This window comes from Polaromonas sp. P1_H6 (genome assembly GCF_056405195.1).
Genome location: NZ_JBFUCN010000007.1, coordinates 201303 through 212766, shown reverse-complemented (window position 1 = coordinate 212766; position 11464 = coordinate 201303). Strand labels below are relative to the sequence as shown.

The following is an 11464-nucleotide window of genomic DNA, read 5'->3' as shown; positions in this document are numbered from 1 at the left end:
GAGACCCCGCCTGAACCGAGCACCGCAGGTTGCCCGTAGCGAAGCGAAGGGACGCAGCAACCAGGGTCGCCTTTTCTTTTGCTTACTTTTCTTTTGGCGAAGCAAAAGAAAAGTGAGTAGCTGCCGGGCTACCCCCGGCCAGCAACCCTAAGCAGAGGGCGAGGGCGCGCAAGCCGGCGCAAGACCCGGCCACGTCACCGCTACCTGGCTGCCAGCGCCTCGGCTTCCTGGCGCTGCCAACCCCCCCCCAGCGCCTTGAAAGCCGCGACCGCCGCCCGCGCGGATTCCGTTTGCGCCTGCGCCCGCAGATCGGAAGCCCGCAGCAGGTTCTCGTCAGCTTGCAGGACTTCAACGAAGCTGACGACCCCTTTCTGGTAGGCCGCGAACGAAGCCCCTCGCGCCCGCCCGAGCGAGTCCACACCCTGGGTGAGCAGGGCGGCCTGGTCCTCGCGTTTTACAAGGGACGAAAAAGCGTTTTCCACGTCTTCGGTCGCGCGCAGCACGGCAAGCCGGTAAGCGGCCAGCGCCTCGGCGTCCTGGCCCTTGGCCAGGTCGATCTGCGCGTTGATGCGGCCGAAATCGAACAGGCGCCAGCGAAGGCCCAGCACGCCGGCGGCCTGGCTTGAGCTGTTGGTGAACAGCCTGCCGCCGGGCACCGCCGTCGCGCTGCCGACCAGCCCGCTCAGCGAGAGCTTGGGGTAGTACTCGGCGATCGCCATGCCGATACGGGCGTTCGATGCGGCCAGGCGGCGTTCGGCGACGATCAGGTCGGGCCGGCGCCTGAGCAGATCGCCCGGTGAGCCGCTTGAGGCGATCTGCGGGGCGGCCGGGATAAGGGCGGAATTCGCCAGCTCATTCCGGTGCGTACCGGGCGAGCTGCCCAGCATCACGTCCAGCGCATTCATGGCCGTCTCCAGTCCTGTTTCGAGGACCGGCACCGACGCCCGCACCTGGGCCAGCGCGCCCTCGGCCTGCCGCAACTGAAGCTCGGCGGCCAGGCCTTTGCCGTAAAGCAGCTGGATGATGGAGAGCTGTTCCTGTTGCGTTTGCGCTTGCCTGCGCGCAAGCTCGACGCGGGTTTGCAGCCCGCGAATGCTGATGTAGATATCGGCCGTCTGCGCCGCCACCGCGAGGCGGACTGCCGCCGCGCCGGCCTCCGACGCCTGGTAGTCGGCGAGCGCTGCTTCCCGTCCGCGGCGCAGGCCACCGAACAGATCCAGCTCCCAGCTTGCGCCGAGATTGGCCTCATAAGCCCTGCCGTTGCGGTCGAAATTGGGCCGTGAATTCAGGACCTGCCCCAAAGGCGTTTCAAGCGACTGGTAGGCGCGCGTCCCCTGGGCGCTGAGGTTGCCGGAAGGCAGCAAGGCGGCATCGGCCGCCCCCAGCCCTGCGCGGGCCTGGGTGACGCGAGCGGACGCCTGCGCGAGGTCGAGGTTCTGCGCCAGGGCTAGCCTTACGAAGCGGGTGAGCTGTGGATCGCCAAAGCCTTCCCACCAGACGATGGCATCGGCGGCGGCGCTGGCCTGGCGCTGTTCAAGCGCCTTCTGGCCCAGGTAGCGGTCCGGCAGGGGCGTCTCGGGCCGGACATAATCGGGCCCGACAGCGCAACCCGCTGAGAGACTGGCGATGGCCAGGATGATGAGAGTGCGTTTGAGTAGCATGGGGCAGCTTCCGCGAGTGGAAAAAGGGAGTTTGGGGAGGAATTAAATGTGACTATATTACAATATGGTCACTCGTTGTGCAAATAGCTGGCAAGGGGTAAGCTGTGGACATGAGTAAAGAAAGCACCCATGCGGCTCCGGCCCGAGGCCCGGCCGACCACGATGTGCGGGACCAGATTGTTTTGGCCGCGACCCAGCACTTCCGCCTCTACGGCTACGAAAAAACCACGGTTTCCGACCTCGCCAAGGCCATCGGCTTTTCCAAGGCCTACATCTACAAGTTCTTCGAATCCAAGCAGGCCATCGGCGAACTGATCTGCGCGAATTGCCTGCGCGAGATCGAAACCGACGTCAGGGCCGCCGTCGATGCCGTCGACGGCCCGCCGGAGAAGCTGCGGCGCATGTTCAAGACCATCGTCGAGTCCAGCCTTCGCCTGTTCTTTGAAGACCGCAAGCTCTACGACATCGCGGCTTCCGCCGCCACCGGTCGCTGGGAAGCGGTGCGTGCCTTTGAAGGGCGCATCCAGGCCTTGCTACAGGATGTGCTGCGCCAGGGGCGGGAAACCGAGGAGTTCGAGCGCAAAACGCCACTCGACGAGACGGCCGCCGCGATCTACCTGGTGATGCGCCCCTACCTCAACCCGCTGCTCCTGCAGTACAGCTTTGATTACACCGAGGACGCGCCGGCGCAGCTGTCCAGCCTGGTGCTGCGAAGCTTGTCCCGCTGAATTTGCGCTACTTTGATTGTGACTATTGACAATATTGGTCACTAGTATCAAAATGAAATCCTGTCTGTTTTTGATGGGATTTCCATGCGCCGCCACCTCGTTTTCCTTGCTGTCCTGCCCGCACTGACGCTTGCCCTGGCCGCCTGCGGCGACAAAAAGCCTTCCGATCCCCGTAGCGAAACACCGCTGGTACGCGCCGCCACCATCCGGGACGCGGCCCTTGCGTCGCGTTCCTTCACCGGAACCGTCGCCGCGCGGGTGCAAAGCGACCTGGGCTTCCGGGTTTCCGGCAAAGTCCTCGAGCGCCTTGTCGATGCGGGGCAAAGCGTCAAGCGCGGGCAGCCCCTCATGCGCATAGACCCGGTTGACCTGAAGCTCGCGGCGCATGCCCAGCAGGAAGCGGTCGCGGCTGCCCGGGCACGGGCCCAGCAAACGGCCGAGGAAGAAGCCCGCTACCGCGACCTGCGCGGAACCGGCGCGATATCGGCTTCGGCCTACGACCAGGTCAAGGCCGCGGCGGATGCCGCCAAAGCCCAGCTCAATACGGCTGAAGCCCAGGCCGAAGTGGCGCGTAACGCCAGCCGTTATACGGAACTGGTGGCGGATGCCGACGGCGTCATCATGGAAACGCTGGCCGAACCCGGCCAGGTCGTCAACGCGGGGCAGGTCGTGCTGCGCCTGGCGCGTGCCGGACACCGTGAGGCCATCATCCAGTTGCCGGAAACCCTGCGCCCCGCGGTGGGTTCAAGCGCCACGGCCTCGCTTTTTGGCAGGGACGGCGCGCCCGTTCCGGCCAAGCTCAGGCAGCTCTCGGATGCCGCGGACAGGCTGACGCGCACCTTCGAGGCGCGCTATGTGCTGGAAGAGGATCTGGCCAACGCACCCCTGGGCACCACGGTCACCATCAATATCCCGGAGGCGAATGTGCCTGCCGCTGCACAAGGCGGCTTGTCGGTCCCGATCGCTTCCCTGTTCGATGCCGGCAAGGGGCCGGGCGTCTGGGTCATCCAGGGCGAGCCGGCCAAGGTTTCCTGGCGGCCGGTCACGGTCCAGCGGCTGGACGAAGACAGCGCGCGCATTGCGGGCGCCTTCAAGCAGGGTGACCGCATCGTCGCACTCGGCACGCACCTGCTGCGCGAAGGCGAACAGGTCCGGGTGGCGGGCGAAGCCGCCGTCGCCACCGCCGCTACCACCACCGGCCCGGGAGCGCGGCCATGAGCGAAGGCCGTTTCAACCTGTCGGCGCTCGCCGTGCGCGAGCGTTCCGTCACCTTGTTCCTGATCGGCCTGATCTCCCTGGCTGGCCTCGTGTCCTTCTTCAAGCTGGGCCGGGCCGAAGACCCGGCGTTCACGGTCAAGGTGATGACCGTCATCACCGCCTGGCCGGGCGCCACGGCGCAGGAAATGCAGGACCAGGTCGCCGAGAAACTGGAAAAGCGGCTGCAGGAATTGCGCTGGTACGACCGCAGCGAAACCTACACCCGGCCGGGCCTGGCCTTCACCACCCTGACCTTGCTGGACACCACACCGCCCTCGGAAGTGCAGGAGCAGTTCTACCAGGCGCGCAAGAAAGTCAGCGACGAAGCCGGCAACCTTCCGTCCGGCGTGATCGGGCCCATGGTCAACGACGAATACGCCGACGTCACCTTTGCCCTGTTCGCGCTCAAGGCCAAAGGCGAGCCGCAGCGCCTGCTGGTGCGTGATGCCGAGACGCTGCGCCAGCGCCTGCTGCGCGTGCCCGGCGTCAAGAAGGTCAACATCGTCGGCGAGCAGCCCGAACGCATTTTTATCGAGTTCTCGCATGCGCGCCTGGCGACGCTGGGCCTGAGCCCGCAGGACGTGTTCAGCGCGCTCAACAGCCAGAATGCCTTGACGCCCGCCGGCTCCGTGGAAACTCGGGGGCCGCAGGTCTTCATTCGCCTGGACGGCGCTTTCGATGAGCTGCAGAAGATCCGCGATACGCCGGTCGTGGCGCAGGGGCGCACCCTGAAACTGTCGGACATCGCCACCGTCAAGCGCGGCTATGAAGACCCTGCCACCTTCATGATCCGCAACGGCGGCGAAGCGGCGCTGCTGCTCGGCGTTGTCATGCGCGACGGCTGGAACGGGCTGGACTTGGGCAAGGCGCTGGACAAAGAACTCGCTGCGATCAACGCCGAGATGCCGCTCGGCATGGGCCTGAGCAAGGTCACCGACCAGTCCGTCAACATCAGCTCGGCCGTCGACGAGTTCATGGTCAAGTTCTTCGTCGCGCTGCTGGTGGTCATGGTCGTGTGTTTCGTGAGCATGGGCTGGCGCGTCGGCATCGTGGTCGCGGCGGCCGTGCCGCTGACGCTGGCGGCCGTCTTCATCGTAATGGCCGCGACCGGAAAAAACTTCGACCGCATCACGTTGGGCTCGCTGATCCTGGGACTGGGCCTGCTGGTGGACGACGCCATCATCGCCATCGAAATGATGGTGGTGAAGATGGAGGAGGGCTATAGCCGTACTGCCGCGTCCGCCTATGCCTGGAGCCACACCGCCGCGCCCATGCTCTCGGGCACGCTGGTCACGGCCGTCGGCTTCATGCCCAACGGCTTTGCCCGTTCCACCGCGGGCGAATACACCAGCAATATGTTCTGGATCGTCGGCATCGCGCTGATCGCCTCCTGGGTGGTCGCCGTGGTGTTCACGCCTTACCTGGGCGTCAAGCTGCTGCCCGAACTCAAAAAAGTCGAAGGCGGGCATGACGCGCTTTACGACACACCGCGCTACAACCGCTTTCGCCGGGTGCTCGCGCGCGTCATCGCCCGCAAGTGGCTGGTCGCCGCGACGGTGATGGGCCTTTTCACCGCGGCCGTTCTCGGCATGGCCATCGTCAAGAAACAGTTCTTCCCGATCTCCGACCGTCCCGAAGTGCTGGTCGAGGTGCAGATGCCGTATGGCACGGCCATCGTGCAGACCAGCGCCGCCGCGGCAAAAGTGGAAGCCTGGCTGGCAAAACAGCCGGAAGCGAAGATCGTCACCGCCTACGTAGGGCAGGGCGCGCCGCGCTTCTACCTGGCCATGGGGCCGGAACTGCCCGACCCTTCGTTCGCCAAGATCGTGGTCCGCACCGACAGCCAGGAGGAGCGCGAGGCCTTGAAGATGCGGCTGCGCACAGCGGTAGCTGAAGGCCTGGCTCCCGAGGCGCGTGTGCGCGTCACCCAGCTGGTGTTCGGCCCGTATTCGCCGTTCCCGGTCGCCTACCGGGTCACCGGGCCGGACCCGGACACGCTGCGCAAGATCGCGGCCGAGGTGCAGCAGGTCCTGGACGCCAGCCCCATGATGCGCACCGTCAACAACGACTGGGGCACACGCAACCCCACGCTGCACTTCACCTTGCAGCAGGACCGCCTGCAGGCCGTGGGCCTGAGCTCCAGCGCCGTGGCGCAGCAACTGCAATTCTTGCTGAGCGGTGTCCCGCTGACCGCCGTGCGCGAAGACATACGCACGGTACAGGTCGTGGCCCGTTCGGCCGGCGGCACCCGGCTGGACCCTGCCCGGATCGCGGACTTCACCTTGACCGGCGCCGCCGGGCAACGCATCCCGCTGTCGCAGGTGGGCAAGGTCGAGGTGCGCGCCGAAGAGCCGGTCATGCGCCGGCGCGACCGCATGCCGACCATCACCGTGCGCGGCGACATCGCCGAAGGCCTGCAGCCGCCCGATGTGTCCAGCGCCATCACCCCGCAGCTCAAGCCCATCATGGACAAGCTGCCCGGCGGCTACCGCATCGAAGAGGCCGGCGCCATCGAGGAGTCGGGCAGGGCGACCAAAGCCATATTGCCGCTGTTCCCCATCATGCTGGCGATCACGCTGCTCATCATCATTTTCCAGGTGCGCTCGATCTCCGCCATGGTTATGGTTTTCCTGACCAGCCCCCTGGGCCTGATCGGTGTGGTGCCCACATTGATCCTGTTCCAGCAACCCTTCGGCATCAATGCGCTGGTCGGCCTGATCGCGTTGTCGGGAATCCTGATGCGCAACACCCTGATCCTGATCGGGCAGATCCACCACAACGAGCAGGCGGGCCTGGACCCTTTCCGTGCGCTGGTCGAGGCCACCGTGCAGCGCTCGCGGCCCGTGATCCTGACCGCATTGGCGGCCATGCTGGCCTTTATCCCGCTGACGCATTCAGTCTTCTGGGGCACCCTGGCTTACACGCTGATAGGCGGCACCTTCGCCGGGACCGTCCTCACGCTGGTGTTCCTGCCGGCCATGTATTCCATCTGGTTCGGGATTCGCCCGGCGCCGGAAGCTGATCCGCGCTGATTTGCGCCTCCTCGCTATTTGCCTGTCGAAAGATCTGTCATGTCGAATTCCATCGTTGTTGTTGTGACCGGGGTGTCATCAGGCATCGGGCGTGTTACCGCGGAAAAGTTCGCCAAGCTGGGATGCCGGGTGTTCGGCACCGTGCGCAGCATTGCCAGAGCGACACCACTGCCCGGTGTCGAACTTGTCGAGATGGATGTTCGCGACGACGCTTCCGTCCAACGCGCAATCCAGTCCATCATCGGCCAGGCCGGCAGTGTTGACGTGCTGGTCAACAACGCGGGAATCAACCTGATAGGCGCGGTGGAGGAAACCACCATCAGCGAGGCCGCATCCCTGTTCGACACCAATGTGTTCGGCATATTGCGCACCACACAGGCGGTGCTTCCGCACATGCGCGCGCAAGGCTACGGCAGGATCGTCAATATCAGTTCCGTGCTCGGCTTTCTGCCCGCTCCCTACATGGGGCTTTATTCGGCCTCCAAGCATGCGGTGGAAGGGCTGTCCGAAACCCTGGACCATGAGGTGCGCCAGTTCGGCATCCGCGTCACGCTGGTCGAGCCAGCCTACACCAGGACCAGGTTCGAAGCCAGCTCGGCTCAGGCAAAGTCAAAAATCGCGGACTATGACCGTGAGCGCGAGATTGTCTCGCGCGCTTTCGCCACGAGCGTCAATGGCGCACCCGAACCCTCGGAGTTGGCAGACACGATCGTCGAAGCGGCGCTTGGCTGCTGGCATATGCGCCGCACGCCGGCCGGGCGGGCATCCCTCCTGGGCAAACTGCGCCGTTTCGTGCCTGCAATCTTTTTCGATGCAAGCCTGCGGAAATCATTCGGGCTCGGCTGAAAACCGCGGCCCGGCTTTAAAGGCACACGGCCGTGGGGTGGACCCGCGGCCCCATGGCAAGTTGTTCCAGAAAGACGAGCGGCGTTTGAGTGCTATCGCGGAGGCACCCGCCTCCGGGCCGCGACGGCCAGGCGCTGGGCCGCAAGCGGAACGAGGCGGGCGATCTCCGCATCGAACTCATGGATCTTCGCGCCGGCCTCCTCAATGGATTCGAAACGCAGCGGCGTGGGTACCGTCGGAACCCTCCAGAGATTGGGTTCGAGTACAAGCAGCCCCCCGTACTTCTGGGTGGGCCCGGGCGCCGTCTCGACCTCCGTCGAATTGAGGATGTACCGGATGCAGGGTGTGATCTGGTAGACCGTGCAGCTGCCCATGTCCAGCTTCAGATAGAAGGATGGCGGCTCTTTGGGAATCTTTGCCAGGTCTTCCAGTGTCGGCCGGTAGAAAGCGCGATCGTGGTTCAGGGCCCTGCGCTCGTAGGGCAGCGGGATCACCGTGGCGGTGATGCCCAGTTTGGAAAGCTCCTGGACCAGCGCGGCGACAAAGACCGGGCGATAGTCATTGGCGATCTTTTGTTCAAGAGCCTTCTGGTTCAAGGTCTCGTGGATGTAGTCCAGCTTGTGCTGCACCGCCAGCGAGCCCAGCATGACGGTTGCGAAGCCGGCCCCGACAATCGGGCTATCCGGGCTCACAGGAGGGGTGTACTCAAAGGGTGCTTTCTCGACGATCAGGTTGATCTGCGTGGTCCTGTCGTGTTCAAGCTGCTGGAACATGGGTGTCGCCGGTGCGCAGCCAGTGGCCAGCACCGCGCCGCAAGCCAGGCATAAGCCCGCCGCGATTCTGGATACCGCTTCTGAGAAAGCCTTCATGGATCGTCCCTCTGTGGATTGTTGTTGCTGCTGCCCAGGCGGTTGCTGCCGCTGAAACCTGGCGCAGCGCCAGTTTATCCAGGCGCGGGTGGCCGGTCGTCATCCAATTGAGGTAGGTGGCTGCACGTCCCGGCCCAGCGCCGCGTCAGATACCATCCGGGAAAGCATGGGAGATTGACATGCCAAATCGCCGCCACATGCATGAAAGGGAGTCATGACAACAGAGACCCAGGATGAGCCCACCGAAAAGCTGATTGGGTGGCGCTACTTCGCGCTGTGCGGATTGGCAGGCCTCGCACCTTATGGCCTGCTGATGGCATGCTTACCGCTCTTCGATCACTTCAATTGCAAGCTTTCCTGGCAGGCGGTATGTGATGGCCACGCGTGGGTGGCAGCCATGGCGAATGCGGTGACGGGATTTTCGTGGCTCGTCATGCTGACCTTTCCAATGAGCGTCATCTTTGTGATTGGCGGCCTGGCCATCAATGTCAATCGGTGGATCTTCAAGGGGCGGCGAAGATCCAAGCTTGGTGCTTAAGCCCTTGTTCTGCTTTTTACTGCAAGGATGCGCCCAAGCAGACGCCAAGTGCTGTTGATGTGAAGCCGGATGGACTGCCAAAACCTGAACGATTCATTCGATGCGTAAATCGGAGGAGGGCAGAGTAACCAACTCTAATAGCCAGCTGGATATCGGGCCTGCGCCTCACTCGTCGAATGCCTTGCCGATCTGCAGCCAATCCACAGAACGATGCCGACCTGGCAGAACTTCCGGGAGAACATGTCGGGCCAATCGCAACCCGCTTGCTGAGTTGGCGAACCACACCACCGCGTCTTTCGTTTCGAGGTTGCCCATCACGAATGCACGAAAGCCCGGATTATGTCCCCAATGGAAGAAGCAGCCTTCCGACGGCTCCAGGCCCCAACCGAGTCCCCAAGCCACGTCTTTTTCCTCTGCAGCATCTGAATTCAAGACGTCATCGACACCCTCTCTTGCTGCAATCACTGGTGTAAACCACCGCTTATGCATCGTCGATGACAGGCCGGTTCCACGAAGCGCCGCCTGCACGAAATGCGCGTAATCCGTCGCGGTCGTTAAAAGCGACCATGAGGCTGCCGCTTTGACTGGACGCCGCTTGGAGACAGCTTGTCCATTTAACTCTTGTCCTTGCGCGTGGTTGGACTCGAACCGGTCTTGCCAATTCAAACTGGAGTCGGCCATTCCGAATGCCTTGAAGACCCGGGTGCGGGCGAGCTCTTCCAAAGGACTATCCGTCAATCGTTCGATCGCTTGTTGCAGCCAACCAAATGCGCTGCTGCCATAGTTGAACCGCTCGCCAGGCGCGAAGTAGGTCTTCAGCGGTGTGCCTGCCCCTGCGATGTTAGGAAGCCCGCTTGAGTGGGTGAGCACATGCAGAGCGGTAATTGCCTTAGCTCGTTCATCGTCTGCCACAAAGCCTCCACAGATCAGATGAAGCGGTCGGTCAAGATCGAGCAACCCTTCCTCTGCCAGCTGAAGGGCAATAAAGGAAACCACTGGCTTCGTGAGGGATGCGGCTTCGAAAACGGTACGGCTGTTCACTGCGGCGCCATCGTGGGCGCCCCGAATCCCAACGGCATAGGTCGAAGCAATCTCGCCGGACCTCAACGTAGCCAGCGACAAGCCATGCGTTGCCTTCTGAACTCGGGACTCATGCAGAATTTTTTCGAGCATAGGTATGTTTATACGAGACGGCACCGCGACAGCCTGGTATTTAAGGCGTTTGAGTATCGCACCAGCGCTGTTCAGAGTGGAAGGCTGTAGTAACCCACGCCGCCGCGGCGGCCGCGTGCCTGTCGGAGCGATAAGCGCTTCACTTGACTAACGGTAAGGGGTGTTATCGATCAAGTAGAAAGTGTCTTTCACTCTCCAAGTTTGCGGTCGACTTCTCCCCGCGGACTCTTGGGGAGCCGCTATGGCTCCAGTGCTTTCTTCATGTAGGCCACGTAGAAGCCCTGGACGAAGTTGTCGATGCGCCCGAACTCTTCATAGCCTTGCTTAAGGTAGAACGCGCGGGCTTGCCATTCGAAGGTGTTCAGCGTCGCATTGCGGGCGCCCAGCTCGCAGGCTTTCTGTTCCGCCGTTTCAAGCAGCCTGCGACCCACGCCCTTGTGACGCGCCCCCTCGTCCACGAACAGCAGCTCCACATTCAGCCAGTGCATGAAAACAAACCCGCGCAACCCACCCACGAGTTCGCCGTGGCCGTCCTTTGCGCTGACCCAGACCGGCTGCACTTGGGCATATTCGCCCACGAACTGGTAGTTGAACTGCCGCATGCGGCGACCGAGCTCGCCAGAATGCACTTCCTCTGCCGTGGGGGTGTAGATCTCAATGTCGCTCATGGATGAAAGCATGTTCATCCAGCATTTTGTCATGCTGAAGTATTGATTAGAGGAGAGCGGACGCCGTTTCCCAACGCTGAGCATTACGGTCTTTGTGATGCTCAGCAAATCCTCCCCTAATCGGAGGGTTTTTTACGCCTAGTTATTCAGCAATGGCTCTAAATGTCAATTGCTGCTTAGCAACAGGCTCATGTGTTGGCCATCATAGAACGTACCATCAAGTCGAATTGCTTCGGGTTCGAGCCCGTAGGGTTCGAAGCCGAGCGACTGATAAAGGCCGATTGCGGCGGTGTTTGGCAAGAACACGGTCAAATTTACGCGGTGCACATCTTGTGAGCGTGCGTGTTCCAACGCAGCCTCGACAGCCATCCGGCCGAATCCTTGACCTTGATGCGATGGATCGACGAAAGTCCCCCAAAGAGTCACCTTGTGCATGGAAGAGGGAAATCGGCTCGTCCACGCGACGGCCGAGCACGCACGCAGCAGGCCGTCGACAAACACGCCAAAGGCCGCGCTAGGGGCGGGAGCGCCCAGCTGATCACGGAACCCCTGCAGCGGCCTGGTCAACTCTTCAGCAAGCGAAAGCCCCATAGGCACGGGATTGTGTTCAGTGACCCGACGTCGCAAGGCGGAAAATTCGTCCGCATCAGAGGTCATCAGTTGGCGAGTGTTGAGTTCTGGCTTCACAGGGT

Annotated in this window: 10 protein-coding genes; 5 read left to right on the top strand and 5 right to left on the bottom strand. The window is 62.8% G+C overall.

The window, feature by feature from the left end; genetic code table 11:
* Nucleotides 1-200: 200 nt before the first annotated feature.
* The gene (locus AC1D1F_RS09535; RefSeq protein ID WP_477678267.1) at nucleotides 201-1661 is read right to left on the bottom strand and encodes an efflux transporter outer membrane subunit; all 1461 of its coding nucleotides are present in this window, start codon (nucleotides 1659-1661) and stop codon (nucleotides 201-203) included.
* A 110-nt stretch (nucleotides 1662-1771) separates the two neighbouring features.
* Between AC1D1F_RS09535 and AC1D1F_RS09530 the strand changes: the two genes are divergently transcribed.
* The 4 genes from AC1D1F_RS09530 (at nucleotide 1772) to AC1D1F_RS09515 (ending at nucleotide 7524) form a co-directional block, all read left to right on the top strand.
* Complete coding sequence (locus AC1D1F_RS09530; RefSeq protein WP_477678266.1) at nucleotides 1772-2389, top strand: TetR/AcrR family transcriptional regulator; 618 nt, start codon at nucleotides 1772-1774, stop codon at nucleotides 2387-2389.
* An 84-nt stretch (nucleotides 2390-2473) separates the two neighbouring features.
* On the top strand, nucleotides 2474-3607 hold the full coding sequence (locus AC1D1F_RS09525) for an efflux RND transporter periplasmic adaptor subunit (protein ID WP_477678265.1): 1134 nt from the start codon (nucleotides 2474-2476) through the stop codon (nucleotides 3605-3607).
* Nucleotides 3604-6678, top strand: coding sequence for an efflux RND transporter permease subunit (locus AC1D1F_RS09520; protein ID WP_477700710.1), 3075 nt, complete (start codon nucleotides 3604-3606; stop codon nucleotides 6676-6678). Before AC1D1F_RS09525 ends, AC1D1F_RS09520 begins: the two co-directional genes overlap by 4 nt.
* Nucleotides 6679-6717: 39 nt before the next feature.
* Nucleotides 6718-7524: an oxidoreductase gene (locus AC1D1F_RS09515; protein WP_477697347.1), complete on the top strand. Its 807-nt coding sequence runs from the start codon at nucleotides 6718-6720 to the stop codon at nucleotides 7522-7524.
* A gap of 92 nt (nucleotides 7525-7616) precedes the next feature.
* Here AC1D1F_RS09515 and AC1D1F_RS09510 read toward each other — a convergent pair whose 3' ends face one another.
* The gene (locus tag AC1D1F_RS09510) at nucleotides 7617-8393 is read right to left on the bottom strand and encodes a hypothetical protein (RefSeq protein ID WP_477679006.1); all 777 of its coding nucleotides are present in this window, start codon (nucleotides 8391-8393) and stop codon (nucleotides 7617-7619) included.
* Between the two features lie 214 nt (nucleotides 8394-8607).
* Here AC1D1F_RS09510 and AC1D1F_RS09505 point away from each other — a divergent pair, with 214 nt between their 5' ends.
* Complete coding sequence (locus tag AC1D1F_RS09505) at nucleotides 8608-8931, top strand: hypothetical protein (protein WP_477679005.1); 324 nt, start codon at nucleotides 8608-8610, stop codon at nucleotides 8929-8931.
* Nucleotides 8932-9096: 165 nt separating this feature from the next.
* Here AC1D1F_RS09505 and AC1D1F_RS09500 read toward each other — a convergent pair whose 3' ends face one another.
* The 3 genes from AC1D1F_RS09500 to AC1D1F_RS09490 form a co-directional block, all read right to left on the bottom strand.
* On the bottom strand, nucleotides 9097-10104 hold the full coding sequence (locus AC1D1F_RS09500) for a serine hydrolase domain-containing protein (RefSeq protein ID WP_477679004.1): 1008 nt from the start codon (nucleotides 10102-10104) through the stop codon (nucleotides 9097-9099).
* A gap of 239 nt (nucleotides 10105-10343) precedes the next feature.
* Nucleotides 10344-10772 carry a GNAT family N-acetyltransferase gene (locus AC1D1F_RS09495; protein ID WP_477697499.1) on the bottom strand — a complete coding sequence of 143 codons (429 nt, stop codon included), beginning with the start codon at nucleotides 10770-10772 and terminating at the stop codon, nucleotides 10344-10346.
* A 165-nt stretch (nucleotides 10773-10937) separates the two neighbouring features.
* Nucleotides 10938-11459 (bottom strand): N-acetyltransferase family protein, encoded by a 522-nt coding sequence (locus AC1D1F_RS09490; protein ID WP_477679234.1) that lies wholly within the window; start codon nucleotides 11457-11459, stop codon nucleotides 10938-10940.
* Nucleotides 11460-11464 lie beyond the last annotated feature (5 nt).

Bases quoted from the DNA above. Each gene is read 5' to 3' on its own strand.
- AC1D1F_RS09495 (WP_477697499.1), bottom strand. From the start codon at position 10,772: ATGAGCGACATTGAGATCTACACCCCCACGGCAGAGGAAGTGCATTCT.
- AC1D1F_RS09520 (WP_477700710.1), top strand. From the start codon at position 3,604: ATGAGCGAAGGCCGTTTCAACCTGTCGGCGCTCGCCGTGCGCGAGCGT.
- AC1D1F_RS09510 (WP_477679006.1), bottom strand. From the start codon at position 8,393: ATGAAGGCTTTCTCAGAAGCGGTATCCAGAATCGCGGCGGGCTTATGC.
- AC1D1F_RS09535 (WP_477678267.1), bottom strand. From the start codon at position 1,661: ATGCTACTCAAACGCACTCTCATCATCCTGGCCATCGCCAGTCTCTCA.
- AC1D1F_RS09500 (WP_477679004.1), bottom strand. From the start codon at position 10,104: ATGCTCGAAAAAATTCTGCATGAGTCCCGAGTTCAGAAGGCAACGCAT.
- AC1D1F_RS09505 (WP_477679005.1), top strand. From the start codon at position 8,608: ATGACAACAGAGACCCAGGATGAGCCCACCGAAAAGCTGATTGGGTGG.
- AC1D1F_RS09530 (WP_477678266.1), top strand. From the start codon at position 1,772: ATGAGTAAAGAAAGCACCCATGCGGCTCCGGCCCGAGGCCCGGCCGAC.
- AC1D1F_RS09525 (WP_477678265.1), top strand. From the start codon at position 2,474: ATGCGCCGCCACCTCGTTTTCCTTGCTGTCCTGCCCGCACTGACGCTT.
- AC1D1F_RS09515 (WP_477697347.1), top strand. From the start codon at position 6,718: ATGTCGAATTCCATCGTTGTTGTTGTGACCGGGGTGTCATCAGGCATC.